The sequence below is a fragment of the Pseudomonas sp. SWRI81 genome, from assembly GCF_014268545.1.
GTDB classification, from domain to species: domain Bacteria; phylum Pseudomonadota; class Gammaproteobacteria; order Pseudomonadales; family Pseudomonadaceae; genus Aquipseudomonas; species Aquipseudomonas hamedanensis.
The window spans coordinates 1-346 of sequence record NZ_JABWQS010000108.1 but is presented as its reverse complement, the minus strand read 5'-3'; the positions used below and the strand labels follow the sequence as shown (position 1 = coordinate 346).

1 protein-coding gene is annotated in these 346 nt (G+C 48.3%); it reads right to left on the bottom strand.

Annotation, left to right across the window (positions count from 1 at the left end; translation table 11 throughout):
* Positions 1 to 118 precede the first annotated feature (118 nt).
* A partial coding sequence (locus HU765_RS26980; protein ID WP_238344772.1) for a hypothetical protein occupies positions 119 to 346 on the bottom strand: 228 nt, incomplete at its 5' end.

Sequence of the window (346 nt, the reverse complement as noted above, 5' to 3'; positions counted from 1 at the left end):
TTTCGTCTCAACCGAGGCGCGCATTCTACAGCAGCCTCATTTGCTGTCAAGTGATTATTTTCAGAAGTTTTCGAAGATTTCTTCAACAACTTCAACCACTTGCGCTTCCGATCTCTCGTTAGCGGGAGGCGAATTCTACAGCGTTACTCGCTGCTGTCAACACCTCTTTTTCTCCGCTTTCGACCGAGAAGATCGAACCGTTAAAAGCGCCATACATCACTGCCCTTTCAACTCCTTCCAGGCTTCGATGATCTGAAGCAAGCCGCTGCCGAAAACTGCGTAACTCTTTGAATCTCAAGGAGTTTTCCGTTTCGACTGCGCCGGAAGTGGGGCGAATTATAGACTT